Origin of the sequence: Pseudomonas sp. lyk4-TYG-107, from assembly GCF_030209055.1 — a bacterium.
Classification (GTDB): Bacteria; Pseudomonadota; Gammaproteobacteria; order Pseudomonadales; family Pseudomonadaceae; genus Aquipseudomonas; species Aquipseudomonas putida_A.
Map to the genome: position 1 here is coordinate 38,075 of NZ_JARVST010000018.1, position 26,699 is coordinate 64,773.

Genomic DNA, 26,699 nt, shown 5'->3' on the forward strand with positions numbered 1-26,699 from the left:
ATTTGAGCTTTTTCTTGAATAAAAACGCATCAATTGGACATAACAGCATATTCGACACGCAAAGCCAAACCATCGCATTTATCCCTTTAGTATATCAGTCATGCATAAACCCCAATAATGTTAATCCTATCGAACACCACTACGGGATTGCCATAACAAGATCGCGAAAAATAAATATAAGCAGCAGCAAAAAAATTGCGAACTCATTAGACCTTACCTTTTTTTGGGTTAAACGTAATTAGTAGAGGCCCTAATTGAAAAATCTGGTAGAAAAACGTGGAAAGTTATTATTCACAGTCGATTCAGCTTTGCTCAGAGAGCTCGGTGAACGTCTCGTAGGTAAAGCTCATATCGCCTTGGCTGAACTAGTTAAAAACTCGTTTGATGCTGACGCTACTAAATGCACGATAACATTTAGGGCTAATGAAATTGAAATTGTGGATGACGGGCATGGGATGACCTTACAGGAATTTGAACGTTTCTGGATGCGCGTCGGCACAACCCATAAAGCAGGCGAGGTATACTCTCGAACTCTGAGACGCCCACTAACTGGATCAAAGGGCGTCGGTCGACTCGCGGTTCAATTTTTAGCAAACAAAGTTGAGATTCAATCTACTGCAGCAGGCGGCAATCTTTCCCTCAATGTTAAAGTAGATTGGAATGATGCAGTTCATCATGAGTTTATTACAGAAGCAAGTGCAGATTTCGAACTAACATCATCCCTAAGCAGTTACGCAAACGACTCACCCCACGGATTTAGAGTAATACTTTCAGGTTTGAGGCAGGATTGGGACAATCAGTCTTTAAAGGGTTTAGCACAAGAAGTCTGGACACTAAAAGCGCCATTTGACGGATTTGCCGGAAAAGGAAATCTTGATCAAAGCCATAACTTCAACATTGAAATTGAATCAAGCGAAGACACAGACCTAGAGCTTTCATTGTTCAGCCAACAAGCTTCCGCAGCTATTGAACAGTGGATAGCTAAAATTGAGGGTGTAATAGAGCGAGGTAGGAAAAACAACAAACAAAGAGTAAAAATCACCTTTCAAGATGGAAAGGTGTTTGAAGAAAGTTTCTACGTATCAGAAAATGAAAACTGTCAAATAGATTCAGCCACTTGGGAAATCCGAATATTCAATTTGTCCGGGCACTACGGTTCAAAAATCAAAGTAGGAGATGCACGAAAATATTTCTCAGAGTTCGGAGGTGTCCATGTATATGACGGCCCCTTTCGCCTACCCTATTATGGTATTGAGCAAGACTGGCTAGGTATAGAGCTTGATCATTCTCATCGAAAAGTTAGATCGGCTCTATTACCATCCCATTTTCATGTAGAGCGGGCACTTAATGACCTACCGACTCAGGGTAGGATACTTGGTGTAGTAAGAATCAACACCGGTAGCGAACACCAACATGCCTCTCCAAGAGCAATAAAAAGCGGTGACTACCTAAAAATTCAAGTTACACGCGATCGCCTTCAGATAAACAAAGCTTATGACCAGCTTAAAAACGCCGTTCGACGATCCGTGGATTTATATGCAGTATTCTCAATGCGTCAACGCCATGAGAATGCTCGAAGAGAGCGCCCCGAACTCAGCCCAGTTTCGCAGGCTGTCGGCCTTCAAGGTCTTCTCTCAGAGTATAAAAATGAGATTCCGAAAAGAGTTTACAACGAAGTATCCGCCGCTATTGAAACATTCACTAGCTCGGTCGAAAAAGAACAAGTTTACTCTGATTCAATCACAAGCTTACTAGGCCCTCTCGCCACCGCAGGTATGTCGGCACTAGCGCTGGAACATGAAACATCAAGACAACTCTCTATTTTAGAAAGAATCGCGAAAAACCTCAGCGGCTCTGGTATCCGAGCCGAAGAAAGTGCTAAAGAAATAAGAAAATGGATACTCGACTTCAAATCCATGAGAAGAGTATTTGAACCACTTGCGAACCAAGAAGATAGAGAAACCATTAAACCGCTTCGAGCCGCGCGAGTGATTGACATTGTTATTGACTCACTACAACACTTTATGAACAGCACAACAGTAACACAAGATATTCCCACAAACATCTTACTTCCAGCCGCAACCTTCGTTGAGTGGCAAGGGATATTCCAAAACGTATTTACAAATGCTTTAAATGCGATGCTCGCGGTCAAGCAAGTGAGAAAGATACATGTCGATGCCGGCTATCGCGGCAAGAATAGAGCATGGGTGCATATATCGGATTCAGGTTCTGGTGTCGACTTATCAGATACCGAAACGTTATTTGAGCCGTTTAGAAGGAAGGGAGATATTCCCGAGCAGCGACGAGCAATGGGTTTGGGCGGGCATGGACTTGGGCTAACCATTGTGCAGATGATCGCAGAAAGCCGCGGATGTAGCGTTAGGTTTGTTGAGCCGGCGCAGGGTTTCAATACGACCTTTGAAATCGAATGGAGGATATAAATATGAAAATAACCGTCGCTCTTATTGACGACTATGAAGAAAACCAGACTCAAAGCCTGAGCAATATTAAACATGCGATAGAGTCCATTAGTGAATTCCCACACGAAGTTGAATTTAAAAACATCCCACTAAAAGAAAAAAATGAACTTATAGAAAAAATAACCGGAATCTTGTCTGACTCAAGCAAACTAGACACAGCACCAAACTCACTTAGAAGCCTGGAGGGAGTAGATGTACTATTCCTTGATTACCAACTTCCAAAGTTAGACGGCCATGCGTGGTTAACCGCCGAAGATCTGGCCGGTGCTTTTCGGGCTTTCTCTCAAATCCCCGTTGTTTGTATACTCAATCGATTCCACGAAGTTGACTTTGACCTAAGCCTTTTAGCTCCAACGGTCACCGCTGCGGATCTTCATTTAAACGCAGAAAGCTTAGTTTGCGGTACTCTTTGGGTAAAACCAGAGTCTAGAAAACTGCCTATCGACATGAATAGGGAGAACTTTCGGCCTTGGTACTGGCCATCGCTGCCAGAATTAATCGATGATATTCATCAATGCCGCAAAGATTTAATGGGTATTGAGTTAAAAGACACCAAAGTATTCGACTTCCTAAATTTCAATGAGGATGATTTCAGAGCATTGACAAAAACTGCTCTCGGATTCATTAACCCTCAGTCACCAGAACCACAGAATGCAACCTTCTTAGACTTTTTCATGCATGGTTGCAACGGCTGCATCACTGAAGAAATCAAGACTTGGGTTCTTACAAACCCTGAAGAGATTGAGCGCAAAAAAATCGCTACATCCGTAATAGTAGCCCAAATGAAGAGATGGCTTACTCATATGGTGATGGCGTCTGGTGATGCAGTCGCTGACATTCCGCACCTAATTTCGAGAATGTATTGGATACAACAAGGCGATGTAAGCATCAACGATACGTGGCTGAGAGCGGGGAGCTTTACAAATGAAAAAATTCTTCACGATGCTTTGGAGGAATTCACATTTAAAAAGAGACACTGGCTATCTCGTGACGGTTATTGGACGCAAAGAATTGAGGCTTCGGATAAATTAGATAAGCTTTATCAAATTGATGTCGAAATTGATGAATTGAATCTACCTGTTTATCTTGAGGACTTTTCTATTTTCGTAACACGGGAGGAAACAGATGAATTCAGCTCAGCATTGAATTCCATTTGGTCAAACAGATACATTTCTCGGACAGCATTCAAAGCGCGAGAAATAAAATACGCACCTAAAGTTCGCCTGATATAGTGAGCCCCTTTATGTCTAGCGATCTGACAAAATTCCAAAAACTTCTGAGCGCATTACATCAAGATGGTACAGAAAATCTAAAAACAAAAATAACCAGAATGCCGATTATCAAAAACGCAAACTGGATTCACAATGCCGACGACATAAAAACCCTTACATCGTCTAACTCAGGAGACTTCGGCGACAAGATAATTTCTCTTAACCCACCTAGCCGCCTGAAAGATTCTGTAATTGGCCTATGGTGTCGCTGGGATTTTGAAAAGCCTTATAAAAGTAAAGTAGAGATAATGGTATGCCGTGGAAAGGACGCAAAAGCGGGTGCTAAATCGTATGGTTTCAGAATTGATCCACCACACTTCCAAGGAGACCAGCGCCACAATTACTGGCATGCTCAATATATTCAAGCATTTGAAAAAATCGACTCGATTAAATTTCCGCTAGCTAATAACGTTGACTGGATCGACGGTAGTGTCCCGGCTCACCCAATAGTATTTTCTGAGCCCGAAAACTTTAGTATTACCGATACTACAATCTACGCAGCACTGTCTATATACGGTGCAAGCTTGCCGCCCAATATAAAAACCGTTGCAAAACTATTAGGCCTAAACAAAAATTTCGAATACATTCTCTCCAAGGTAACGTAAACGTCTAAACTATCATCTTCTGTGCGCCATCTTACTTAAAAGCGCACAGAAGATATTAACTATCTATAATATATTACCTTCAAAATTACGACTCAAAAAATTCGCGTAAACTTCAGATTAAGCTATTGGTGAATGTCATGAATATATTCATTTGCATGTGCAATCAAGCTTTCGCCTATTACCTCACCCAACCTCACTGGGACTGCGTTCCCAATCATTCGGCCAACTGCTTTGAAAGTAATTTTATTGCTCGGCATGAATATATAGTTTGGAGGAAATGACTGAAGTATTGCAGCCTCCCTTAAAGAAATCGCTCTGTTTTGCTGAGGGTGACCAAATCTACCGTTACCAAAACCATAACATAATGTGGTCATAGTTGGACTGGGTTCATCACCTCTCATCCGCCCATAAACACTTGGGTATGTTTTACCGCTTGGTTTTTTGTGGCACTCTGCAACCAACTCACGTGGCCAATCCTTCCATGTCCCACCAGGGCGTGAATGCAATATCCGTTGAACATTAAGAGGCGTAAGAGTCGCGGATCGATGGAGCGGATCATGGGGATCGCACTCCCCGGCTGCGATCTCGGGTAAGAACCCGATCGCTTCCTGCACTGTTTTAGGTTTACCGATATGTGTTGGTTCAATTATTCTAATCGGACCAAGCTTCGAAGCGAGAAGTACGTGACGACGGCGCTGCTGCGGTAAACCATAATTGACACAGAGAACACGATCGGCCCATACATGATATCCGAGATCAACTAAACCACTGACAAAGTCATGATATACCTCATGCTTTGTGACATCTGGCACATTTTCCATCGTGACAAGATCTGGTTTAACCCCATCGATAAGGCGGCGAAAAGCATAAAGTAGAGGCCATTTTCTATCGCTGCGAGTATCTTTACCTTGGTTATATGTTGAGAACGGCTGGCAAGGAGCACAACCCGCTAATAATTTCAGGCGGTTAGGTCGATACCACTCCTGTATCTCTTGAACAGATACATCTTCGACATTCTTGGCAATAAAAGCAGCACCATTATTCTCATGGTAAGCGAACTCACACTGACGCTCATTATCATAGCCCGCACGCACGGTGACACCAGCGTTCCGCATGCCGGCGGTGAGCCCACCAGCACCACAAAAAAGGTCAACAGCATCAATCATCGATTCGAACCTTCCAAACGTACGGCATTTAGCGCGAACCATTAATTTAAAGAGCCGAAACGATACAGTAAGAACACGCCGAAATCCGGTTCAAACGCACGCCAATCTGAAAATTTTTCGCATTCAGCCTAACACTCCTAACTCTTTGGCCCGCGCCACCGCCTGTGTGCGCCGCTCAACCCCCAACTTGCTGTTGATATGGCTGGCGTGAGTTTTCACGGTATGCAGGGAAATGAACAGCTGCTCGCTGATTTCCTGATTCGAGCATCCTTGGGCGATAAGGCGCAGCACGGCCAGTTCGCGACTGCTGAGCTGCTCTGTCACGCAAATCTCTGCAACCGGGCGAGCAACAGGAAGGGGAAGGTACCCCAGCAATTGCTGAATGATCGCCGTCGACGCAATCGATACCAACTGCCCGCGCAGCCAGTCGCCATGTTCTTTCACCAACGTATTGAATGGCTGCAACACGCCCCCAGCCGCCGCCTCCAATGCCTGATTCAATGCTTTCCTGGCCTCGGGCTCACGCCCCCCTGCCAGCAGCAACGCGACCTTCTGCGTCAACGCCATCACACTGAGCAACTGCCGGCCGGTTTGCTGGCCATTTTCATGCAACACGTTCAACCGCCCTTCTGCGAGCATCGGTTGCCCTTGAATCATGTCGAGCAGTGCCTGTTGCAGTTCCACATGCAGCGGCAACTGTGGATGAAATTCTGGTGGTGCGGCAGCGCGTTCGCCCGTGTACGTCTGACCCAATCGCGCCAGCCAGGCTTCGGCCAGGTCGGTGCGGCCTTGCGCCAGCCACAGTTCACATTTGACCAGCGTGATCATCGCCAGATAGTAGATCGGCGGCACGTCCCAGATGTGCATCAGGCGCTCGGCTTCAGCGAGTTCGGCAAAGGCCTTGGCGAACTCGCCAGTGGCGCCGTCCAGGCGGGCGATCACGCAGTGGCCGATCAACACGCTGATATCGCGACAGGCGCGTGCCTCGCCGATTCCGGCCAACAACCGCACGCGTGCCGCCTGAGGCTGCAAGCGCATGGCCAACAGAAAACCCTCATACAACGTCAACCGTGCGCGCACCGCATACAGGCGTTGTGGTGACAAGCCGCGTAAGCGCTCCAGGCCCTGATGGGCTTCATCGAGTGCGCGCAGAATTTCGCCGCGCGATTGCAACACCCGTGCACGGTCGTAATGGGCCAAAGCTTCGAACAGCGGATTGCCGACCCGTTGCGCCAATTCCAGGGATTCACGGTTAAGACCGCGTGCGCGCCACAGATCGCCATCAGCAATGGCCAGATTGGACAGGGTCGATAAACACATCAGCCGTTGGCCATAACGTTTGGCCGGCAGGCTTTCCAGGGCCTCGGTGCAATATCTGATCGTCAACTCCCGAAGCCCACGCCCTCGAGCGATGATCCCGCTCAACGCCAGCCATTGCGCCAGCATCGACTTCTGCGCCGAAGCCGAAGGCGCCGGCAGGAAACGACTTAAATGACTGGCCAGCTCTTCAGCGGCATCCAGCTGACAGGCCAGCCCGAGCGCCCAGCTATAGAGCACGATCAAGCGTGGCGTGCTGATCAGCAGGCTGTCGGGCAAGTCCATTTTCCAGCGCAGCAGCATGCCCACGTTCTGCTCGGCGAGCAGTTGTTCCTCGGACAGGTTCTGCACCAGATTCGCTGCGACATCCAGATGGCCGGCGCGCAAGGCCTGCTCCACCGCTTCGTCGAGCAGCCCTTGAGCATTGAACCAGCGACAGGCGCGCAGGTGCAGGGTCGCCGCCGGCACCAGCGTCTGGGTCACCGGACGGCTGCGCAGCAGATCGGAAAACAAATGGTGATAGCGATACCAGTGACCGTGTTCGTCCAGCGGCACCAGAAATACCTGATGCGCCAACAGAAACCGCAGGATTTCGGCGCTGTCGTGTGCTTCGCGCACCGCGTCGCACAGCTCGCTGCAAAAGCGCTCTTGAGGGGCGGTGTCGTAGAGAAACGCCTGCACCTCGGCCGGCAGGCAATCGATCACTTCTTCCAACAGGTAATCGCGGATCAGCCCTTCCCCGCCGTTCAGCGCGGGTGGCAACGGAGCCCCGCTGCCAGCCTCGGAGACCGCAAGCAACCAGAAACGCAGTCCGGCCACCCAGCCTTCGCTGCGCTGGATCAGGTTTTCCAGCGCTTCGCCGCGCAATGAACTGCTGTGTCGATCGAGCAGCGTCAGGGCCTCATCGTGGGTCAGGCGCAAGTCCTGCTCATGCACTTCGAGCAACTGGCGCGACAGGCGCAGACGCGCCAGATGCCAGTCCGGGCGCTGCCGACTGGTGACCATGACCAGCAAGCCATCGGGAAGATGATTGAGGAAAAACTGCAGGCAACGGTCGAGTACCGGGCCTTGGGCGAGATGGTAGTCGTCGAGCACCAGCAACAGCGGCGCCGTCGGTTGCAGTTGCAGGGCCAGTTCATCGAGCAAGCCGTCGAGCCATTCTTCGAAGGCGAACGGCTGATGGCGCTGGCGCATCTTCAACAGGCCGAGTGCACGACTGCCCAGATCCGGAAAGTAATCCTGCAACCCTTCCAGTAACCGCTCGAGAAACCGCCCCGGATCGCTATCCCGTGGGCTCAATCCCAGCCAAAGGCTTTGCCAGTGCGCCGGCAGGCTCTGACAGAACTCCACCGCCAGCGAACTCTTGCCGAACCCGGCCGGAGCGCACACCAGTAACAGACGTCCACCGAGCCCGGTTTGCAGGCGCTCGCAGAGACGTGGCCGCAAGACGTATCCGTCCGGCAGCGGAGGACGGAAAAAACGTCCGTCCAGTGCCGCGACGGCAACGCTTGCGGGACCCGGAAGTGGGGACAGATCAGTCATGGCCGGCTCTTGTTCGAATGGCGGTTGGCGGCGTAGCAGATGTCCGCAGCCTAGCCTTAAACGTAGCGGTTATGAAGGTTGCTGCTACAAATGGCTACAAAAAGACTGTCGAGAGCCGGCAGCTCCTACAAAATCAACGCCAAAAAAAACGCCCCGAACCAGTCGGGGCGTTTTTTCGAGGATGCGGCCTCGGGTCAAAGCTTAGCGGATACCGTCCTGGCCCAGGTTGCCCGGCTGGAATTCGCTCTTGGTGGCAGAGAAACCGAAGTCATACGCTGATTTCTCTTCGTTCTTCATGCCCAGCGCCAGGTAGCGGCCCGATTGCAGGTCGTACAGGGCTTCCAGCGCGTACCACGGTACTTGCTTGTCGTAGTAGTCCTCGGCATGCGCTTCGGCGACACGCCACAGCTGACCGCGACCGTCGTAGTGGTCGATGACCGCTGCCTGCCAGGTGTCCTCGTCGATGTAGAAGTCACGTTTGGCATAGATATGGCGCTGACCCGGTTTCAGGGTGGCGACCACGTGCCAGACACGACGCAACTCGTAACGGGTCAGATCCTGATTGATATGGCCGGCCTTGATGATGTCGGCGTACTTGAGGGTCGGCGAGTCGATCTTGTAGCTGTTGGAGGCAATGTACATCTCTTTCTTGCCTTCGAGCTTCCAGTCGTAGCGATCCGGCGCACCGTTGTACATGTCGAGGTTGTCGGAGGTACGCAGACCGTCCGCGGCAGTGCCCGGGCCGTCATAGGACACTTGCGGTGCCTGACGCACACGACGCTGACCAGTGGCGTAGACCCACGCCTTGCGCGGCTCCTTCACCTGGTCGAGGGTTTCGTGCACCAGCAGTACGGTACCGGCCAGACGTGCCGGCGCAGTCACTTTCTGCTTGAAGTAGAACAGGATGTTCCCCGGGTTGGCCGGGTCGTAGTCCTTCATCTTGTCGCGGAACACGAACTGGTCCTGGAAGTACACCAGGCTGAACGAGCCGTTGGTTTGCGGAGTCGCCTGGGTCACCAGACGGGTCACGCTGCCACCGCGATAGCGGGTGATGTGGTTCCAGATCACTTCCAGACCGCTTTTCGGAATCGGGAACGGCACGGCAGTGTCAAAGTTTTCCAGACCGTTACCGCCTGCGACCAGATTGGTGGTGGTGGCGTTTTTCTTGATCGCGGCGAACACGTCATCCGGCACGGTCGAGCCGCGATGGGACGGATAAACCGGAATCTTGAAGGTGTCCGGGTAGCGCTTGAACATCGCGTACTGGCCCGGAGCAAGCTTGTCCTTGTACTGCTCGACGTTCTGCGCGGTGATGGTGAACAGCGGTTTTTCACTGCCGAACGGATCGGACAGGAAGCCCTTGCTGTCGACCGTGCCGGCATTTTTCGCCAACGGTTTCCAGGCAGGGATCGAACCGTCGGCGTTGCCGGCCATTTCGGCGCCCATCGGGGTCAGGCTCTTGCCCAGCTTGTCGGCTTCGGCGGCGGGAACGGCCGCCATGACGCTGGTCGCCAGCAGCGACAAACCCAGAACACCCGCGTGGAACAGACTCTTTGTTATTTTCATATGTGTGTTCGTCCTGAAAAAACTGTGCTTAGAAGTTCACGCCGACGCTCAAGGCCACGAAGTCACGATCGTCCACGGTCGTGTAGTCGCCGCCAAAGAAGTTGGTGTAGGCCAGACTCGCCGTGTAGGTGTTCTGGTATTCGGCATCGAGACCGAGGCTGATGGCCTTGCGACCTTCCTCGAAGTTGCCGCCAGGGCCTGGCGAGTAACCTTTCACGTCATGGGACCAGGCCACGTTCGGCTTGAGGTTCACGCCGGCGAACACGTCGCTGTAATCCCAGATGGCCCGAGCGCGATAGCCCCACGATGTGGCTGTGGTGAAACCGTCGTTGTTGCAGTTGCTGGAAACGTTATCGCGCGAAGCCCCCGGGCCGGCACCGTTGATGGTGGAGGTGTTGAGGATCTGCGAGCAGGTGTTGAGACCTCCCGTGGCAGGCAGTTCACCCGGGCCGAACACCGGATCGCGGCCGTAACGGGCTTCGGATTTGCTTTCCAGGCCACCGACGTGGGTCACGCCGACTTCACCCACCAGGGTCAGACGGTTGGCGCCCATCACCTGATCGAAGAAGTGCGTCAGGGTGGTTTGCAGCTGGGTGATTTCTTTACGGTTGTAACCGTGCAGATCCTGGCCCGGCACGCCGTTGAGGACCGACGCGTTGGTCAACGCGCCTCCCAGCGGACGTACGCCGGCGAACAGAATGTCAGTGGAGTTCAACTGCACCGGCGCATTCGGCCGATAGCTGACTTCACCGCTCCACGCCGTACCGGTAGGCAGGGTAGTGGAGAAGCTCAGACCGTACAGGCGAATGTCTTCAGGGTATTCGATGAAGTAGTTCGAGTTGCCTGCGACTACCAGTGGACCCAGCGCCTGGAACGGCCCCGGCAATGCCGCCACGCCGTTATAGATCGACTGTGGCGCGCCGGTGGCGCTGAAGATCGGCGCACGGCTGTGGTAGTTCATGAAGTAAGCGCCGAACTCGGTGGCCAGCGGGTCGAACATGTACTTGGCGGAAACGCCCCACTGCCCGCTGTCACGCGCGTTGCGGTTGGGCGAACGGCGCACCAGCACGCCCTCTTCGTTGACGTCGACGCCAGCATTGGCCAACGGCCCGAGCGCGATACCCGGAATGGTCGAACGCTTGTTCAGTACCCGCAGGTTGTCGTCGCAACCGGTGGTGACGATGTCCGGCTGCGAGAAGAACGTGCCGCAGTTGTCGGTCACGGTCTTCTGCCAGTCGATCTGGTAGAAACCTTCGGCCGAGAGGTTTTCGGTAATGCTCTGGGACACGTAGAACATGTTGACCGGGATCAGGCCTTCCTTGATCTCGGCACCCGGACGGCGGAACGCGGACACGTCGATCGGGTTGATCGAGTTGATGCCACCACCGATGAAGGTACTTTCGCCCCAGTTCACCACCTGCTTGCCCAGACGCACCGAACCTGGCTCATCGGCAATCGAGTAGTTGTGGTAGACGAAGGCGTCGAGGATCTGCCCGCCGGAAGAGCGCGCCGCGACGTCGCGGTTGTGGTTGCTCACGTCCTTGTATTCCAGGTCCTGATTCTGCAGCGCGAAGTCGTACCAGTATTTGCCCCGGACGAAGACCCCGGTGTCGCCGTATTTCAGTTCCAGATCATGGATGCCCTTGAAGATCTTCGAGAAGGCTTGCCCGCTCTTGAAGTTCAGGTGGCCGTTGTCGGAGGTCTGGGACAGGCCCTTGCCGCCGTTGTTGACACCAATAAGGTCCTTGTTCGGCTGCTGGGTCGAGATACTCATGCCCAGGGAGAGCGAGGAGTCGAACTGACCTTCGATTTCACCGACGTTGAAACTGACGCCGAATGCGGGCCCGGCGAGCGTAGAGGCAAGACTGACGGCCAGAGGCAGTTTAGCCCGGCGCCAGAACTGGTTTACTGATGTCATCGACGCTACTCCATGTGCATTATTGTTATGGCAGTGAGTACTTTTAAAAACGCCTGGAAGACCGGGAGCCAGTAGCCACCCGACGTCACTCCAAAGTTGCATCGCCCCTGTTCGTGCGTGTGCCCCGTTCTTAAAAATCCTTGAGCGGACTATAGCCAGCAGGGGGTACTGCTTGATCCCTCTAAAGTGTGATTTGCAGCTGCCGGCCACTCTGGAACAGTCCTTTCGCCAGTCCGACACATGTCGGCACGGCAAGGATGGCTGAATTTTTCGATTTAACAAGCCAAGCGCTTGCTTGGTGGGTCTGGCGCGCCGGTTTCGGCGCGCCAGCAGACACTCAAAGTGTCGAAAGGAAGGTGCTGTTGTTGGCCTGCCATTCGGTGATGTCGAGGCGGATGCGCTTCTTGTCGAGCTTGCCGACACTGGTCTTGGGAATTTCCGTAACAAGGGCGATCTGGCTTGGAATCGCCCACTTGCTCAAGTGCCCCAGTTCCACGAACGGCTTGAGGTGTTCCTTGAGCTCGCGCGCCCCGATCTCGTGCCCTTCGCGGATCACCAGCAGTGCAAACGGCCGCTCGCCCCATTGCGGATCGGCGATGCCCACCACTGCTACTTCGCGTACCGCCACATGACGGCTGATCAGGTCTTCGAGGTCCAGCGAGGAAATCCATTCGCCGCCAGTCTTGATCACATCCTTGATGCGGTCGCGGATGTCGATCACGCCCATGCTGTCGAGCGTTGCCACATCGCCGGTGTGCAGCCACCCACCGGCCCAGAGCTCGGCGCCCTTCTGCGGTTCGTTGAAATAGCCTTCGGTGAGCCACGGCGCGCGCAGCACCAGTTCGCCCTGGGTTTCGCCGTCGGCGGGGAGGAAGTTGCCCTCGGCGTCGACGATCGCCGCTTCCACCAACGGCCCCGGCACACCGGCCTTGATCCGGTAAGTGGTGCGTTCGTCTTCGGTGCCGGCCATCAACTCGTCGTTCAAATGCGCACAGGAAACCAGTGGCCCGGTCTCCGACATGCCGTACGCCGCCGTCAACTGAATGCCCCGGGCCTTGGCGGTTTCATACAGCGTGCGGTTCAGCGCACTGCCACCGATGACGATCTTCCAGCCGCCAAAGTCGGTGCCCTGCGCGCCTTTGGCGTTGAGCAGCATCTGCAGGATGGTCGGCACGCAGTGGGAGAACGTGACCTTCTCCTTGCGCCACAGCTCGACGAGGAATTCCGGGTCGTAACGCCCCGGATAAACCTGCTTGAGCCCGAGCATGGTTGCCACGTACGGCAAACCCCAGGCATGCACATGGAACATCGGGGTAATCGGCATGTACACGTCGTTGGTGCCGAGCAGGCGCACGCTGTCGATCGCGCCCATGATCGTCGACACGCCCATGGTGTGCAGCACCAGTTGCCGATGGGTGAAGTACACACCTTTCGGGTTACCGGTGGTGCCCGTGGTGTAGAAGGTAGTGGCGACCGAGTTCTCGTCGAAGTCCTGGAAGTCGTACTGCGGGCTCGCAGCGGCCAGCAGTTGCTCATACTCGCCGACCAGGTTCGGCAGCTCGGCGGTCTTTTCCGGCAGATCGGTCAGCAGCAGGGTTTTCTCGACGGTGGTCAGGTGCGGCGCGATGGCCTGGTACAGCCCAACGAACTCGCTGTTGACCAGCACGAAGCGGTCCTCGGCGTGGTTCATGGTGTAGAGGATCTGCTCCGGCGACAGACGCACGTTGATGGTGTGGATCACCGCGCCGATCATCGGAATGGCAAACATGCATTCGAGGTAGCGATGGCTGTCCCAGTCCATCACCGCCACGGTGTCACCCGCCTTCACCCCGGCCGCCGTCAATACGTTGGCCAGCCGCGCCACCCGCTCGATCAGGGTCGGATAGCTGTAGCGCAACTGGTCTCGGTAAATGATCTCGCGGGTTTTCTCGTAACGGGCGCCGGACATCAGCAGCCGTTTGATCAGCAATGGATACTGGTAGGCCCCATCGGCCGGGGGAATGACGCGAGTCTGCAACATATGAATCCCTTTTCTGGCTGCACGGTGTTGGCGTAGAGAGCGTTACTCTAGAGCCGTTATACCCCAGTCAAATCAGCCGAAGGAATGATTTGCACAGCCGTACAAATGCTAGCTTTGCGCCAGCATTTGTCGGTATTTCAGCGCCGTTCAGGCCGTTTGCCCTACAGCCGCTTCTGAAGGCGTCCGTGGGAAAACCAGCGCAGCAAGGAAGGTTAATGCGCCGAAACCCGCCAGAATCAAGTAAAGCCCGACAAAACCATGGCGCGGTTCGATGTAGGCAATCAGCGGAATCGCTGTCGCACTGGCGCCGAACGACAGGCAGTAACGCAGGGCGAAGACCCGCGATTGCCACTGCGGCGCGACGAAATTGGCGACCATCGAGTCGTTCACCGTCACCTGACCGAACACCACGAACATGAACGCCGCACCGAGCACGATCACTGCCCAACCATCGACATACGCCATGGCGTACAACAGCGGCGCCTGAAACAGCGTCAACACAATAAACGGCCATTTCAAGCTGACTCGGTGCAGCACCTGGCCAATGCTCAACTGCGCCACTGCACCAAAGGCATACGCCAGGCTGACCACCACGCCGAGGGTTTGCGGCGAGGCGAACAAATCATGCAGACGTTCCTGAAACAGCTTCGGGTAGGTCATGGTGGTGGCGTTGAACACCACGCCACCGGTGGCCGTCGCCAGTGCCAGCACACCGAACACCATGAGCATCGAAATCCGCTGCCCGGCAGCGCCCTTCAGTGCGGTGTGTGGACGCTGCGGGATCGGCTCTTCACGCACCTGCACGGCAAAGCCGATTCCCAGCACGATCGCCACCATCCCCGGTAACACGAAAGCCGAACGCCAGCCGAACTGCGCCACCAGCAACCCGGTGATCAGCGCCGAGAACGCCACGCCGAGGTTGCCCCACATGCCATTGATGCCGATCTCCCGGCCGCGATTCTGCGCGTAGGCCACCAGCATCGCGGTGCCCACCGGGTGGTAGATCGCGGCGAAAATTCCGATCAGGGTCAACCCGATCACCAGCATCGTCGGGCTGGTGCTCAGCCCGGTGAAGATCGCCGAGGCGCCGATGCCGAAGAAAAACACCAGCATCATCTGCCGCCGACTCCAGTGATCGCCCAGCCAGCCGGCCGGTAACGAACAGGCGCCAAAGGCAATGAACCCGCCCAGCGACAGGCCGATCAGTGCGGCGTAGTCGAGGCCGAAGGCCTGGGTCATGCCGAGCACGGCGGCGGGAAAAATCAGCATGAACATGTGGTCGATCACATGGGCAGCATTGACGTAGCGGATCACGTTTCGGGATTGGTTCATGGCGGCACGCTTGTGTTTGTTATGGGCGGATTGTTGTCAGCGGCTTTATGCTAAGTTGGCGAAAAAGCGCATACCTGCCAACCAGGTCATCGAATCCGACATGTTGATCAGCCACTTCGAACACGGCCCGGTGAGTGCCTATCCCCGGGATTATCTGGACGGCGCGCACCAGTCGCTACACCTGCATCGCGAGGCGCAGTTGCTGTATGCCGTCCGAGGGATCATGCGGGTGGTCACCGACCTCGGTGCCTGGGTGATTCCGCCAAGCCGCGCAGTGTGGATTCCGCCGCAAGTCGCGCACGAGATTTTCATGTCCGGCGATGTGCAGATGCGCTCGCTGTTCATTGCCCCCGAGCGGTCACCGGCCAGCCTGCAACAGTGCTGCGTGCTGGCGGTGACGCCGCTGTTGCGCGAGCTGATCCTGCGCGCCGTGCAGGGCCCGCCGCACGCGGACAATCCGCTAATCCAGCAGTTGATGCTGGAAGAGCTCGCCAGCCTGGAAAACCTGCCGCTGCACATTCCAATGCCTACTGACCGACGCCTGCAGAACATCTGTCTGGCGTTGCTGCACACACCGGATCACCCCAACACCCTGGAAGACTGGGCGCAGCAGGTCGGCGCCAGCTCACGCACTCTGGCGCGGCTGTTCCAGCGACAACTGAAGATGAGCTTCAACGCCTGGCGCCAGCAACTGCGCCTGATGGAAGCGCTACCGCGCCTGCTCGCCGGGGACAGCGTGCAGCGCGTGGCGCGGGACCTGGGGTACGGCAGCGCGCGGGCGTTCAGCGCGATGTTTCGCCGTTTGCTCGGGGACAATCCCCGGGAGTACCTGAATAATCTGAGCAAACTCAGCGAGCTTGTGTAAGACCCTGTGGGAGCGAGCCTGCTCGCGAAAGCGGTCTTTCAGCCACCAATAATGTCGACTGACCCAACGCATTCGCGAGCAGGCTCGCTCCCACAGTTTTAAGTCGCGGTTCTGAGATCAATGCATCTCGGTAAACGCGATTTTCACGCCGAGAGCGATCAGCACCGCGCCCATGGTGCGGTCGAACCAGTGGCCCATGCGGGCAAAACCGGCACGTACACGTTGCTGACTGAACAGCATCGCCACCAGACAGAACCAGAAAGCGGTCGCAACGGCCAGGTAAACCCCATAACCCGCCTGCACCGCCAGCGGCGTGTGCGGGTTGATCACCACAGTGAACAGCGACAGGAAGAACAGCGTGGCTTTCGGGTTCAGGCCGTTGGTGACGAAGCCCGAAGTGAAGGCGCCGCGCGCGGTGCGCACGCCGGCCTCTTTGTGCAGATCATCGGTAACGGTTTTCGCCGGCTGCGCGCGCAAGGCCTTGAAGCCGATGTACAGCAGGTACGCGGCGGCGGCCCATTTCAAGGCGTTGAACAGCACGATCGACTGCGAAACGATCAGGCCGATGCCGAGCAGCGAATAACCCACATGCAGGAAAATCGCCGTGCCCACGCCCAGCGCGGTCCAGGTGCCGGCGCGACGACCATGGGTCACACTCTCCCGCACCACCACGGCAAAGTCCGGGCCGGGGCTGGCCACGGCCAACAGGTGGATCAGTGCAACGGTCAAGAACTCGGTCCAGTACATGGGGGCTCCTCTTTAATGAGTAAAAACAATTCATCAACTGGCTCAAACCCTGTGGCGAGGGAGCTTGCTCCCGCTCGGCTGCGCAGCAGTCGTAAAATCTGAAACACCGGTGTGCCTGACACAATACGGTGAATGGGTTTGGGTCTGCTTCGCAGCCCAGCGGGAGCAAGCTCCCTCGCCACAGGGTATTGCGGGCGCTGTGAGTAACCAATTGTTTCATCTGATAGGCTCGGCAGATTACGCCTTCCGTTCCAAGCACAAAAGGTACAGTTGATGACGAACCCGCGCCGCGCCGTATTCCTCGATCACCCGTCACTGGATCTCGGCGATCTCGACCTCAGCCCGTTGCGCGCCTGCTTCAGCGACCTGCAACTGTTCGCCCAGACTGCGCCTGATCAAGTCGCCGAACGCCTGCACGGGGCCAGCGTGGCGATCACCAACAAGATCCGCATCGACGCCGCCGCGATGGCCGCCAACCCGGATCTTAAACTGATCCTGATCACCGCCACCGGCACCAACAACGTCGATCTGGACGCAGCACGCGCCCACGGCATCACCGTGTGCAACTGTCAGGGTTACGGCACGCCGTCGGTGGCGCAACACACGATCATGCTGCTGCTCAACCTCGCCACCCGCCTCGCGGATTATCAAAAAGCGGTCGGCGAAGGTCGCTGGCAGCAAGCCAGACAGTTCTGCCTGCTCGACTACCCGATCGTCGAACTGGAGGGCAAAACCCTCGGCCTGCTTGGTCATGGCGAACTCGGCGGTGCGGTCGCGCGACTGGCGGAAGCGTTTGGCATGCGCGTATTGCTCGGGCAGATCCCAGGCCGCCCCGCCCGCCCGGACCGTCTGCCGCTGAACGAATTGCTGCCGCAGATCGACGCCCTGACCCTGCACTGCCCACTCAACGAACACACCCGGCACTTCATCGGCGCCCGTGAACTGGCGTCGATGAAACCCGGCGCCTTTGTGGTCAACACCGCTCGTGGCGGCTTGATCGACGAGCAAGCCTTGGCCGATGCCCTGCGCAACGGTCACCTCGGCGGCGCCGCCACCGATGTGCTCAGTGTCGAACCGCCGGTCAACGGCAATCCGCTGCTGGCGGCCGATATTCCGCGGCTGATCGTCACTCCGCACAACGCCTGGGGCAGTCGCGAAGCGCGGCAACGCATCGTCGGCCAATTGACCGAAAACGCCCTGGCATTCTTCAGCGGTACAGCGCTGCGGGTCGTCAGTTGATAAACTACGGCACTTTTTTTCCAGGGAGCAGTTATGGATCCGCGCAGTGAAGTACTGCTTCGTCAGGCCGAGTTATTCCAGGGTTCGCTGTTGTTGGCCGGTTTGCCTGCCGACGATCTGCTAGGGCGCCTGCCCAATGCGTTCGGCTGGTGCTGGCATGCCGGCGATCAGGCCGCTCTCGATGCGCGCTTCGAAGGTCGCAGCCATTTCGGCGTAAACGTGCCGGAGCGCGAGTTCGACAGCGCCGTGGTGTTTTTGCCCAAGTCCAAGGATCTGACCGATTACATCCTCAATGCCGTGGCCGCACGTCTGGCCGGGCGTGAGGTGTTTCTGGTCGGGGAAAAACGCAGCGGCATCGAGGGTGCGTCCAAGCAACTCAACCCGTTCGGCAAGCCGCGCAAACTCGACAGCGCCCGTCACTGCCAACTCTGGCAGGTCACCGTGGCCAACGCGCCTGAAGCAAAATCGCTGGAAAGCCTGGCGCAGACTTATGAGCTGCCGCTGGCCGAAGGCCCGCTTAAAGTCATCAGCCTGCCGGGCGTGTTCAGCCATGGCCGACTGGATCGCGGCAGCGCCCTGCTGCTGGAGCATCTGGACAAACTGCCGAGCGGTCATCTGCTGGATTTCGGTTGTGGCGCCGGGGTTTTGGGCGCGGCGGTCAAACGGCGTTATCCGCACAATCAGGTGACTTTGCTCGACGTCGATGCCTTCGCCGCCGCCAGCAGTCGCCTGACGTTGGCGGCCAACGGTCTGGACGCCGAAGTGCTGACCGGCGACGGTATCGACGCTGCACCGATGGGTTTGAACGCGATTCTGAGCAACCCGCCGTTCCATGTCGGCGTGCACACCGATTATTTCGCCACCGAGAACTTGCTGCGAAAAGCGGCCAAACATCTGAAAAACGGCGGCGAACTGCGCCTGGTTGCGAACAGCTTCCTGAAGTATCAGCCACTGATCGAAGAGCATCTGGGCGTGTGCGCGATCAAGGCCGAGGGCAATGGTTTCCGGATTTACCGGGCCAAGCGCGGCTGAAAATTTGTTCTTGCTCTATCGGTTTTGCGAAGGCAGAATCCGCTCCGTCCTAGGGGAGTAGTCTCCCACGAGCGCCAAGCTCGTCCGGCATACGTCAACATACTTGATCCTCAGATCATGGCGTATGCGACCCAAGCGTCCGCACCAGACGGATCGCAGGGTTTGACAAGACCTATGACACGCACACCTTACCCGGGGCGGGAAGGCTGTACGTGTCATAGCCGTGTCGACCCGCCCCTTAGGAAAATCCTGATGCTGGACTCGTTACTCGTTCCCACCGCAATCGTTGCCTTGGCCGAAATCGGCGACAAGACGCAACTGCTCGCGCTGATTCTCGCCGCTCGCTTTCGCAAACCCTGGCCGATCATTGCCGGTATCGTCGCTGCGACCCTGGCCAACCACGCGGCAGCCGGTGCGGTAGGCGCCTGGTTCGGCAGCTTCTTCTCCGATTCGGTCCTGCACTGGATTCTTGCCGCGAGCTTCACCGCCACTGCGCTGTGGACGCTGGTTCCGGACAAGATGGACGACGATGAAGCCAGCACCGCACGCAAGTTCGGCCCGTTCCTGACCACGCTGATCGCGTTTTTCCTCGCGGAAATCGGCGACAAGACGCAGATCGCCACGGTGATGCTGGCGGCGCAATACCCTGAGCTGTGGCTGGTGATTATCGGCACCACCCTGGGCATGTTGATTGCCAACGTGCCGGTGGTATTGGCGGGTAACTTTGCTGCGGAGAAATTGCCACTGACCTTGATCCGTCGCCTGGCGGCTTCGGCGTTCCTGATTCTGGCGATCGTTGCGGTGTACAAGGCGATGCAGAGCAGTGGCTGGATTTAACCCCGTAAGTCGGTAGACCGAGTTATCGTTCTTCGCGAGCAGGCTCGCTCCCACAGTGGAATGCATTCCAAAGGTGGGAGCGAGCCTGCTCGCGAAGGGGCCATCAGCCTTGCGGCAAAACCATCAGGATTTCGGCGCTTTCTCGTACAACGGCATCACCTTCGGAATCGCTGCCTGCAGCGAGGCGATCCGGCTGGACGAGGCCGGGTGGGTGCTCATGAACTCCGGCGGTGCGCCTTCCGAAGCCTTGCTCATCTTGTTCCACAAGGTGATCGCGGCATTCGGGTTGTACCCGGCACGGGCGGCCAGTTCCAGACCGATCAGGTCGGCTTCGTTTTCGTTGGCGCGGCTATTGGGCAAGGTCATGCCGTAATTGGCCACGGTGTCGGCCAGCGCCAGGCTGTCCTGACCCAGACCGAGCAACGCACCGGCACCCTGCTTGGCCATTTCAATGCCATAGGCTTTGGACATCGCCTCACGACCGTGCTCGCGCAGGGCGTGGGCGATTTCATGGCCCATGACCGCCGCGATTTCATCGTCAGTCAGTTTCAGGCTATCGATCAGCCCGGTGTAGAAAATGATCTTGCCGCCAGGCCCGCAGTTGGCGTTGAGCTCGTCGCTCTTGATCAGATTGACTTCCCACTGCCACTGCGCCGCATCCGGGCGGAAGTTCGGTGCCTGGGCAATCAGCCGGTTGGCAATCGCCTGAACCCGCTTGGCCTCCGGGCTGGTCTTGTCCAGCACGCCTTTGCTCGACGCCTCGCCGACGGTCTTCTGATAGGACTGGGCATACATCTGGTCGACCTCTTGCGAGGACAGCATGCTGAACATGTACTGCTTGCGCTCCACCCCCACGGCTCCGCCGCTGGTGGTGTTGACCGACTGACAACCGGCCAGCAACAGCGCTGCGCTCAGTGCACTTACAACCAATGTCTTGTTCATTCAAAAGCTCCCTGAAAACCTGCCGCGTATCGTAGGGGGTGAATTGTATCGGCGCCAGATACAACAGACGTGTTGCAGCGTCTTTCGGAAGTTTCCCACCGCTGTTGTCGTAAAAAATTCACAGCAACCGGCAAGTCTGCTGCCGCTGCGTCGCGCACCGATCCATTTGCGACATCCTCCGCCCTTTGTTCCGCTCAACGCTCATGGCGCCATGCCTGCTGCCGATACAACAGCGCAGACGTCCTCTTGCGTGCGGAGCTCCCATGAAGTTCAAGTCGATCCAGTTTTCCGTGGCCGCCCTGGCCGGCGCCATCGTCCTCAGCGTGGTCGCCGCGCTGGTGCTGTACGCGCTGTTTTCCGGTGCCCGCACTCAAGACATGGTGCAACAGCGCACCCAGGCGCAGTTCGAACAAGTCATCGAACAGCGCCTGACCTCGCTGGCGCAGACTCAGGTCAGCCAGATCCAGCGCGAACTCGAAGCGCCGCTGCTGATTGCCGGCGGACTGGTGCGGGTCAACGCGCTGCTCGGCACACCGGGCGCCGACGGCCAGCCGCGCCTGAGCGTCAGCCGCGAGCAACTGATCAGCCTGATCAAGGAGAACGTCGAGCAGAACCCGAAGATTCTCGGCACCTACATCGGCTGGGAAAAAAACGCCCTGGACCACAATGACGCGGCCTACGTCGGCAGCGCCGTGACCGGTATCGATCCCGCCAACGGACGCTTCCTGCCGTGGTGGTTCCGCAATACCGACGGCAGTCTGGGCGTGGACAAACTGGCCGATGTCGACGATCAGAAAACCCTGTCCACCGGGGTACGCGCCAGTGAGTACTACCTCTGCTCCAAGGAAACGAAAAAGCCCTGCGTGATCGATCCGGCGCCGTACAAAGTCGGCGACAAGGTCGTGATGCTCGCCTCGTTCATTGAACCGATCATGCTCAACGGCGCATTCCAGGGCATCGTCGGCGCCGACCTGTCGGTGAACTTCATCCAGGACATGCTCCTCGGCGCCAACCAGAAGTTGTACAGCGGCGCCGGGCAAATGGCTCTGATCGGCGGCAACGGCCGGATCGTTGCCTACACCAAGGACACCAGCAAATTCGGTGAAAAGGTCAGCGACATTCTCGACGCCGAGCAGATCGCCAACATGGCCAATCTCAAACGCGGCGAAGTCACCTACTCGGTCAACAAGGACAAGGGCCGCATCGAGCTGTACCTGCCGTTCGGCATCGGCCAGACCGACGCGCGCTGGACCCTGATGCTGCAACTGCCGTTGAACGCGGTGATGGCGGATCTGCAAAAACTCCAGGCCGACCTTGATGCACAACGCAAGTCCGACACCTTCGGCATGGCCATGGTCGGCCTGATCATCGCCGCCATCGGTTTGTTGGTGATCTGGCTGGTGGGTCATGGCATCGCCCGGCCCCTGAAGCAAATGGTCGCCATGCTCGATGACATCGCCAAAGGTGAAGGCGACCTGACCCGCCGCTTGAGCAGTGATCGCAGCGATGAGCTCGGCTCGATTGCCAAGGGCTTCAACACCTTCCTCGCCAAGTTGCAGGCGATGATCACGCAGGTGGTGACGTCAGTGCAGAGCGTCAGCGATTCCTCGGAACACACTGCCGACATCGCGATTCGCACCAACATCGGCATTCAGAAACAGATGGCCGAGATCGATCAGGTCGCCACCGCGGTACAGGAGATGACCGCCACCGCGCAAGACGTGGCCCGCAACGCCACTCAGGCGGCGCAAGCCGCCAGCCATGCGGATCAGGCCGCTGGCCAAGGCCTGCAGATCGTTCGTGATACCTCGAGCTCGATTGGCGTACTGGCGGTGGAGATCGGCAAGGCCGTTGAGGTGGTGCAGACGCTGGCCAAGGACAGCGAAAACATCAACGCAATCCTCATCGCGATTCGCGGGATCGCCGAGCAGACCAACCTGCTGGCGCTGAACGCAGCAATCGAAGCGGCGCGGGCCGGCGAACAAGGGCGCGGCTTTGCGGTGGTGGCGGACGAGGTGCGCAATCTGGCGCAGAAGACCCAGAAGGCCACCGAAGAAATCCAGAGCATGATCCAGCAACTGCAACAGGGCACCCGCGATGTGGTGCGGGTCATGGAGGACAGCCAGAACCGCACCGACGAAAGCGTGCAGCACGCGGCGAAAGCGGCTGAAGCGCTGGAGACGATTACTCAGGCGGTGTCGGTGATCAACGACATGAATACGCAGATTGCCAGTGCGGCGGAAGAACAGAGCGCAGTGGCCGATGACATCAACCGTAACGTGATCAATATCGGTCAGGTGGCGAATGAAGTGGCGGGCGGTGCGGATGAGTCGAGTTCGGCCAGTGCGGGTCTGACTAAATTGGCGGAGCAGCAGCGGCGGCTGATCAATCAGTTCAAGGTCTGATCCAAAGGCCCCTTCGCGAGCAAGCCCGCTCCCACAGTAATTTTGCGGCGTTCACAAAACCTGTGGGAGCGGGCTTGCTCGCGAAGAGGGCGGCACAGCATCAACTCAACCCGGGGTCAGGCATTCCGGCCCATTGAGCTTCGGATCATTGACCAGATTCGCCAGCACCCGCTCGCGCAATGCCGCGGGCTCACTGGCGAGCAAGCCCTGAAGCACATGCAACGGCGTCGCGGGATCGAGCCAGGCCGCCTGCCCCGCCTCATCGAGAATCAACGGTCGGCGCTGACTGGCCGCCGGCTGCGTGATGACGGCGGTGCTCAGCCACACCTGCTCCTGCACCGGATAGGCCTCCCAGATCGCCGCGAAAAACAGCGACGAGCCCTCCCCCGGCGTAAGCCAGTACGGGCGCTTGCGCAGGTTGCCGCGCCATTCGTAGAAACCGTTGGCCGGCAGCAGACAGCGGCGCAGGCGCAGCGCCTCGCGGAACATCGGTTGCTCGGCCACTGTTTCGGCCCGGGCATGCGCCGGTGTTTTCGACAGATCGGTCAGCCACGGCGGCGTCAGGCCCCAGCGGGCGCGGGCCAGCGTGCGTTGGCCGTCAGCCTCGGCACGCAGCATCAACACCGAATCATTGGGGGAAATGTTCCACTGCGCCTGCTGATCGGCGGGAAATCCGGGCAGGGCCGCGAAATCGCGATTCCAGCGAAACAGGGCATAACGTCCACACATGGGGCAACACGACTCAGAAATAAAACGAACACCAGCCTAACAGACCAGCGTCCCGGGGAAGCTCTCCGGTTCATCGCCGGGCAGCGGCAGCGCGGCATTGTACGCGGTGATCAGTTCGCGGGCGTATTCGGCCTGATCGTTATCGACCGACAGGCCGAGCAGGCCGAAGATCGGCAATTCCCCCGTGCCGCCGAGCAGATCGCGGCCCACCAGATGCGCCTCGATGCCTTCACTGGCGAGCATGCCCTTGAGCATCTCGCCTTCCATCAGGTTTTCCGGCTCGTAGATTCGCTGCATGGGCGCCCCTCACTCGTTTTCGCTGAAGACTTCCAGAAACCAATCCTCGCCATGCACCTGCAATACGAACTTTATTGGCGCACAGCACACCTGACAGTCTTCGATATAGGTTTGATCACCGCCGGACAAGTCCACTGTCGTCTCGACCGTCTCCCCACAATAAGGACATTCGTATTCAGCGGCTTCCAGCATCGCGGTCTCCCAGGTGACTTGTGCGTATAATCGCCGGTCTATTTGCAGGGCTATTTTTGTCTGGCTACCTTTTCAGACCGTGCCCCGTTGGTTTTCGATCAAAACCTTTACTTACCCTAGCCGTTTCCAACAAGAGAGCATGATGGGCGAATTCGATGCCATCCGACCTTACGACGACAGCGAAGTACCTGCGGTACTGGCAAGACTGCTCGGCGACAAGGCGTTTCTAGATATCCTCACCCACTTCCGCTTCCCGCGTTTTGCCGGTGCCTTCGGCTGGATGCTCAAACCACTTATAGCCCATCGGCTGCGTCGTGAGTTTGCCGACGTGACCTCCGTGGCCACTTTGCAGGACAAAGTCGAGTTCTACGTCGACCACACCATCGAGCGCGCCACTGATGGCGTGACCTACACCGGTGTCGAGCAATTCAAGTCCGGCAGCGCCTACCTGTTCATTGCCAATCATCGCGACATCGTGATGGACCCGGCCTTCGTCAACTACGCGGTGTACCACGCCGGCCTGCCGACCCCGCGCATCGCGATCGGCGACAACCTGCTGCAGAAACCCTTCGTCAGCGACCTGATGCGCCTGAACAAGAGTTTTATCGTGCATCGCTCGATCACCGGGCGCCGCGAGAAGATGGCGGCGTATCAATTGCTGTCGGCGTATATCAACCACTCGATCCGCAACGATTGCGCCTCGATCTGGATCGCGCAGGCTGAAGGCCGGGCAAAGGACGGCGACGACCGTACCGAGTCGGCGATCCTCAAGATGTTCCACATGAGCCGCAAGGACGAGCCGTTCGGCGAGGTCATCCAGTCGCTGAACCTGACCCCGGTGTCGATCAGCTACGAATACGACCCGTGCGACCAGGCCAAGGCACGTGAGCTGTACATCCGCGCCACCACCGGCACCTACGCCAAGGCGCCGGGCGAGGATGACGTGAGCATTGCCAAGGGCATCACCGGTTATAAGGGCCGGGTGCACGTGAACTTTGCCGCGCCGATCACCGAACTGTTCGAAGACACCAAGCAATTGGCGGTCGAGATGGACAAGCAGATTCTCGGCGGTTATCGCCTGTTCCCGGTGCATTACCTGGCGTACGCGCAGTGGGCCGATGCCGATCCGCAACTGAACGTGCCGAAGGCTGCCGAAGTGTTCCCGGCGGATGAATTGGCCAAGGCGCAGGAAGAATGGCAGCGCCGACTGGACGCCTGCCCTGAAGAGCACCGTCCGTATCTGGTGCTGCAATATGCGACGCCGGTGCGCAATCAGTACCGAGTGAAGGCTGGGTTGCCGTTGTAAACAGGCATAGCGGAGCCCCTGTGGCGAGGGGATTTATCCCCGATGGGTCGCGAAGCGGCCCCAGGATTCTGCCTGAATAATCATGGGCCTGCTGCGCAGGCCATCGGGGATAAATCCCCTCGCCACAAGGTTTTGCATTCGCTTCAGAAGCGGGTGCTGATCCAGGAAACGATCAGGGCCAGACCGAGGCAGGCAAAACCGAAGCGGTAGAAAAAGCGGTTCATGCGCAACGTCGCCCAATCCAGAATCGGTTCGGCGTTGGGTTGGGCCTGGCGTTGCGCGGCGATGCTGGCCATGGCGCGCTGTTCACGGCGGCGGGTCGCGTGCAGCAGCCAACTGCCCGGGAAGGCCAGGGCCAACGCCAGCAGGTTGATCAATTTGGCGGGATGGGCGGTAAACAGCGTCATCAAGTGCAGCGACATCACAGACCTCGGAACTGAATCGGTGTGGCAGGCGCCAGATCGACGACCGCGGCGCGGATTCTACCGAAACCCTCCGCCACTACCCTACCCTTTGCGACAAATAACCTGACAATCGACCGATGGCTGTCCTGTGTCACGGCATCGTCATTTACATCGGCCACCATGCGCGCCTCGAAACACACATGGAACGCGACATGCTGCACGCCGAAAACCAGGATCGCCTGTACCTCATCACCCCGACCGACGAACAACAAAGCCTCGTCGGCAGCCTCGCCTTCAATGTTCAGGATCGCCACTGGCTGGTGTATTGCGCCCTCGGCGGGCATCAGCATGCGGATTTGCCGGAGACTGATCTGCTGACCGGTGTGAGTGTCCTCGACTTCTACTCCCAGGCTGCCTGACACACGCCTGCCCCCTCCCACAGTTGTATGAGTATTCAGATAAATTTTGTGGCCACAAAAAAGCCCGG

The 26,699-nt window shown here is 57.2% G+C and carries 22 protein-coding genes, 1 pseudogene and 1 riboswitch; of the genes and pseudogenes, 11 read left to right on the forward strand and 12 right to left on the reverse strand.

Features of this window, described 5'->3' with window-relative positions:
* The first annotated feature begins 254 nt into the window (after positions 1–254).
* Genes QRN61_RS14930 through QRN61_RS14940 form a run of 3 tightly spaced genes read left to right on the forward strand, consistent with a single transcriptional unit; the run spans position 255 to position 4,356 of the window.
* The gene (locus QRN61_RS14930) at positions 255–2,441 is read left to right on the forward strand and encodes an ATP-binding protein (RefSeq protein WP_285374092.1); all 2,187 of its coding nucleotides are present in this window, start codon (positions 255–257) and stop codon (positions 2,439–2,441) included.
* 2 nt (positions 2,442–2,443) lie between these two features.
* Positions 2,444–3,712, forward strand: a complete 1,269-nt coding sequence (locus tag QRN61_RS14935) for a hypothetical protein (RefSeq protein WP_285374093.1) — start codon at positions 2,444–2,446, stop codon at positions 3,710–3,712.
* A gap of 11 nt (positions 3,713–3,723) precedes the next feature.
* Complete coding sequence (locus QRN61_RS14940) at positions 3,724–4,356, forward strand: hypothetical protein (protein WP_285374094.1); 633 nt, start codon at positions 3,724–3,726, stop codon at positions 4,354–4,356.
* A gap of 122 nt (positions 4,357–4,478) precedes the next feature.
* Here the strand turns inward: QRN61_RS14940 and QRN61_RS14945 are convergent, their stop codons facing one another.
* The 6 genes from QRN61_RS14945 to QRN61_RS14970 form a co-directional block, all read right to left on the reverse strand.
* Complete coding sequence (locus QRN61_RS14945; protein WP_285374095.1) at positions 4,479–5,522, reverse strand: DNA cytosine methyltransferase; 1,044 nt, start codon at positions 5,520–5,522, stop codon at positions 4,479–4,481.
* A 123-nt stretch (positions 5,523–5,645) separates the two neighbouring features.
* Positions 5,646–8,381: a winged helix-turn-helix domain-containing protein gene (locus QRN61_RS14950; protein ID WP_285374096.1), complete on the reverse strand. Its 2,736-nt coding sequence runs from the start codon at positions 8,379–8,381 to the stop codon at positions 5,646–5,648.
* A gap of 201 nt (positions 8,382–8,582) precedes the next feature.
* On the reverse strand, positions 8,583–9,947 hold the full coding sequence (locus QRN61_RS14955; RefSeq protein WP_096797152.1) for a DUF1329 domain-containing protein: 1,365 nt from the start codon (positions 9,945–9,947) through the stop codon (positions 8,583–8,585).
* 28 nt (positions 9,948–9,975) lie between these two features.
* Complete coding sequence (locus QRN61_RS14960) at positions 9,976–11,865, reverse strand: DUF1302 domain-containing protein (RefSeq protein WP_096797153.1); 1,890 nt, start codon at positions 11,863–11,865, stop codon at positions 9,976–9,978.
* 337 nt (positions 11,866–12,202) lie between these two features.
* On the reverse strand, positions 12,203–13,885 hold the full coding sequence (locus QRN61_RS14965; protein ID WP_027612200.1) for a fatty acid--CoA ligase: 1,683 nt from the start codon (positions 13,883–13,885) through the stop codon (positions 12,203–12,205).
* A gap of 147 nt (positions 13,886–14,032) precedes the next feature.
* Positions 14,033–15,217, reverse strand: coding sequence for an MFS transporter (locus tag QRN61_RS14970; protein WP_150368482.1), 1,185 nt, complete (start codon positions 15,215–15,217; stop codon positions 14,033–14,035).
* 100 nt (positions 15,218–15,317) lie between these two features.
* Between QRN61_RS14970 and QRN61_RS14975 the strand changes: the two genes are divergently transcribed.
* Complete coding sequence (locus tag QRN61_RS14975) at positions 15,318–16,082, forward strand: AraC family transcriptional regulator (RefSeq protein WP_285374097.1); 765 nt, start codon at positions 15,318–15,320, stop codon at positions 16,080–16,082.
* 117 nt (positions 16,083–16,199) lie between these two features.
* Here the strand turns inward: QRN61_RS14975 and QRN61_RS14980 are convergent, their stop codons facing one another.
* On the reverse strand, positions 16,200–16,829 hold the full coding sequence (locus QRN61_RS14980; RefSeq protein WP_027612203.1) for a LysE family translocator: 630 nt from the start codon (positions 16,827–16,829) through the stop codon (positions 16,200–16,202).
* Between the two features lie 273 nt (positions 16,830–17,102).
* On the opposite strand from QRN61_RS14980, the gene QRN61_RS14985 reads away from it, so the two are divergent.
* From QRN61_RS14985 to QRN61_RS14995, 3 genes are all read left to right on the forward strand, one after another.
* On the forward strand, positions 17,103–18,068 hold the full coding sequence (locus QRN61_RS14985; protein WP_285374098.1) for a 2-hydroxyacid dehydrogenase: 966 nt from the start codon (positions 17,103–17,105) through the stop codon (positions 18,066–18,068).
* Between the two features lie 33 nt (positions 18,069–18,101).
* Positions 18,102–19,100, forward strand: coding sequence for a methyltransferase (locus QRN61_RS14990; RefSeq protein ID WP_285374099.1), 999 nt, complete (start codon positions 18,102–18,104; stop codon positions 19,098–19,100).
* Between the two features lie 39 nt (positions 19,101–19,139).
* Positions 19,140–19,264, forward strand: a riboswitch (yybP-ykoY riboswitch).
* An 88-nt stretch (positions 19,265–19,352) separates the two neighbouring features.
* Entirely contained in the window at positions 19,353–19,937 is a 585-nt protein-coding gene (locus tag QRN61_RS14995; protein ID WP_027612206.1) for a TMEM165/GDT1 family protein, read from the forward strand.
* 123 nt (positions 19,938–20,060) lie between these two features.
* On the opposite strand, the gene QRN61_RS15000 is transcribed toward QRN61_RS14995, so the two are convergent.
* Positions 20,061–20,879 carry a M48 family metallopeptidase gene (locus tag QRN61_RS15000; protein WP_027612207.1) on the reverse strand — a complete coding sequence of 273 codons (819 nt, stop codon included), beginning with the start codon at positions 20,877–20,879 and terminating at the stop codon, positions 20,061–20,063.
* A gap of 1,352 nt (positions 20,880–22,231) precedes the next feature.
* Here QRN61_RS15000 and QRN61_RS27775 point away from each other — a divergent pair.
* Positions 22,232–22,429, forward strand: a pseudogene (locus QRN61_RS27775) (HAMP domain-containing protein); the annotation flags it as partial.
* A gap of 111 nt (positions 22,430–22,540) precedes the next feature.
* Positions 22,541–23,284 carry a methyl-accepting chemotaxis protein gene (locus tag QRN61_RS27780; protein ID WP_431061457.1) on the forward strand — a complete coding sequence of 248 codons (744 nt, stop codon included), beginning with the start codon at positions 22,541–22,543 and terminating at the stop codon, positions 23,282–23,284.
* A 105-nt stretch (positions 23,285–23,389) separates the two neighbouring features.
* On the opposite strand, the gene QRN61_RS15010 is transcribed toward QRN61_RS27780, so the two are convergent.
* Genes QRN61_RS15010 through QRN61_RS15020 form a run of 3 tightly spaced genes read right to left on the reverse strand, consistent with a single transcriptional unit; the run spans position 23,390 to position 24,502 of the window.
* Positions 23,390–24,013: an SOS response-associated peptidase gene (locus QRN61_RS15010; RefSeq protein WP_047599203.1), complete on the reverse strand. Its 624-nt coding sequence runs from the start codon at positions 24,011–24,013 to the stop codon at positions 23,390–23,392.
* A 36-nt stretch (positions 24,014–24,049) separates the two neighbouring features.
* Positions 24,050–24,310, reverse strand: a complete 261-nt coding sequence (locus tag QRN61_RS15015; RefSeq protein ID WP_025109321.1) for a putative signal transducing protein — start codon at positions 24,308–24,310, stop codon at positions 24,050–24,052.
* A gap of 9 nt (positions 24,311–24,319) precedes the next feature.
* The gene (locus QRN61_RS15020; RefSeq protein WP_027612211.1) at positions 24,320–24,502 is read right to left on the reverse strand and encodes a CPXCG motif-containing cysteine-rich protein; all 183 of its coding nucleotides are present in this window, start codon (positions 24,500–24,502) and stop codon (positions 24,320–24,322) included.
* Between the two features lie 142 nt (positions 24,503–24,644).
* On the opposite strand from QRN61_RS15020, the gene QRN61_RS15025 reads away from it, so the two are divergent.
* Positions 24,645–25,808 (forward strand): 1-acyl-sn-glycerol-3-phosphate acyltransferase, encoded by a 1,164-nt coding sequence (locus QRN61_RS15025; RefSeq protein ID WP_171061843.1) that lies wholly within the window; start codon positions 24,645–24,647, stop codon positions 25,806–25,808.
* 143 nt (positions 25,809–25,951) lie between these two features.
* On the opposite strand, the gene QRN61_RS15030 is transcribed toward QRN61_RS15025, so the two are convergent.
* On the reverse strand, positions 25,952–26,230 hold the full coding sequence (locus tag QRN61_RS15030; RefSeq protein WP_007967709.1) for a hypothetical protein: 279 nt from the start codon (positions 26,228–26,230) through the stop codon (positions 25,952–25,954).
* Positions 26,231–26,424: 194 nt separating this feature from the next.
* Between QRN61_RS15030 and QRN61_RS15035 the strand changes: the two genes are divergently transcribed.
* Positions 26,425–26,631: a hypothetical protein gene (locus QRN61_RS15035; RefSeq protein WP_027612213.1), complete on the forward strand. Its 207-nt coding sequence runs from the start codon at positions 26,425–26,427 to the stop codon at positions 26,629–26,631.
* Positions 26,632–26,699 lie beyond the last annotated feature (68 nt).

Excerpts from the sequence above, each read along its gene's own strand:
- QRN61_RS14960 (WP_096797153.1), bottom strand. The coding sequence starts at position 11,865 with ATGACATCAGTAAACCAGTTCTGGCGCCGGGCTAAACTGCCTCTGGCC.
- QRN61_RS14945 (WP_285374095.1), bottom strand. The coding sequence starts at position 5,522 with ATGATTGATGCTGTTGACCTTTTTTGTGGTGCTGGTGGGCTCACCGCC.
- QRN61_RS15035 (WP_027612213.1), top strand. The coding sequence starts at position 26,425 with ATGCTGCACGCCGAAAACCAGGATCGCCTGTACCTCATCACCCCGACC.
- QRN61_RS15020 (WP_027612211.1), bottom strand. The coding sequence starts at position 24,502 with ATGCTGGAAGCCGCTGAATACGAATGTCCTTATTGTGGGGAGACGGTC.
- QRN61_RS14950 (WP_285374096.1), bottom strand. The coding sequence starts at position 8,381 with ATGACTGATCTGTCCCCACTTCCGGGTCCCGCAAGCGTTGCCGTCGCG.
- QRN61_RS15010 (WP_047599203.1), bottom strand. The coding sequence starts at position 24,013 with ATGTGTGGACGTTATGCCCTGTTTCGCTGGAATCGCGATTTCGCGGCC.
- QRN61_RS14935 (WP_285374093.1), top strand. The coding sequence starts at position 2,444 with ATGAAAATAACCGTCGCTCTTATTGACGACTATGAAGAAAACCAGACT.
- QRN61_RS15025 (WP_171061843.1), top strand. The coding sequence starts at position 24,645 with ATGGGCGAATTCGATGCCATCCGACCTTACGACGACAGCGAAGTACCT.
- QRN61_RS14985 (WP_285374098.1), top strand. The coding sequence starts at position 17,103 with ATGACGAACCCGCGCCGCGCCGTATTCCTCGATCACCCGTCACTGGAT.
- QRN61_RS14940 (WP_285374094.1), top strand. The coding sequence starts at position 3,724 with ATGTCTAGCGATCTGACAAAATTCCAAAAACTTCTGAGCGCATTACAT.
- QRN61_RS14970 (WP_150368482.1), bottom strand. The coding sequence starts at position 15,217 with ATGAACCAATCCCGAAACGTGATCCGCTACGTCAATGCTGCCCATGTG.
- QRN61_RS14955 (WP_096797152.1), bottom strand. The coding sequence starts at position 9,947 with ATGAAAATAACAAAGAGTCTGTTCCACGCGGGTGTTCTGGGTTTGTCG.
- QRN61_RS14990 (WP_285374099.1), top strand. The coding sequence starts at position 18,102 with ATGGATCCGCGCAGTGAAGTACTGCTTCGTCAGGCCGAGTTATTCCAG.
- QRN61_RS14965 (WP_027612200.1), bottom strand. The coding sequence starts at position 13,885 with ATGTTGCAGACTCGCGTCATTCCCCCGGCCGATGGGGCCTACCAGTAT.
- QRN61_RS15030 (WP_007967709.1), bottom strand. The coding sequence starts at position 26,230 with ATGTCGCTGCACTTGATGACGCTGTTTACCGCCCATCCCGCCAAATTG.
- QRN61_RS15015 (WP_025109321.1), bottom strand. The coding sequence starts at position 24,310 with ATGCAGCGAATCTACGAGCCGGAAAACCTGATGGAAGGCGAGATGCTC.
- QRN61_RS14995 (WP_027612206.1), top strand. The coding sequence starts at position 19,353 with ATGCTGGACTCGTTACTCGTTCCCACCGCAATCGTTGCCTTGGCCGAA.
- QRN61_RS27780 (WP_431061457.1), top strand. The coding sequence starts at position 22,541 with ATGGCCGAGATCGATCAGGTCGCCACCGCGGTACAGGAGATGACCGCC.
- QRN61_RS14975 (WP_285374097.1), top strand. The coding sequence starts at position 15,318 with ATGTTGATCAGCCACTTCGAACACGGCCCGGTGAGTGCCTATCCCCGG.
- QRN61_RS15000 (WP_027612207.1), bottom strand. The coding sequence starts at position 20,879 with ATGAACAAGACATTGGTTGTAAGTGCACTGAGCGCAGCGCTGTTGCTG.
- QRN61_RS14980 (WP_027612203.1), bottom strand. The coding sequence starts at position 16,829 with ATGTACTGGACCGAGTTCTTGACCGTTGCACTGATCCACCTGTTGGCC.